The organism is Halalkalibacter lacteus (assembly GCF_036663595.1).
Lineage (GTDB): Bacteria > Bacillota > Bacilli > Bacillales > Bacillaceae_D > Halalkalibacter > Halalkalibacter lacteus.
Genome location: NZ_JAWRVL010000441.1, coordinates 1 through 238, shown reverse-complemented (window position 1 = coordinate 238; position 238 = coordinate 1). Strand labels below are relative to the sequence as shown.

General features: G+C 15.1%; 1 protein-coding gene. It reads left to right on the top strand.

Features of this window, described 5'->3' with window-relative positions; all coding sequences use genetic code 11:
• Nucleotides 1-238: hypothetical protein (locus tag SAZ04_RS23760; RefSeq protein ID WP_332700109.1), on the top strand; the 238-nt coding region annotated here is incomplete at both ends.

Sequence of the window (238 nt, the reverse complement as noted above, 5' to 3'; positions counted from 1 at the left end):
AGGGCTAGGCACCATTTTTATAAAGAAAAACTAAAACCAAAAACACAAAACCCAAAAAAAAAAAACAAAAAAACATTTTTTAAAAAAAAAAAAAAAAATAAAAACATAATAAAAAAAAAATGTTATAAAAAAAAAAAAAAAAAAAAATATGGTGTCAATTACGCAACCAAAAAAAAAAAACAAAAAAAATTAAAAAAAACAAAAAATAACCAAAAAATAAAATTAAAAAATGATATTA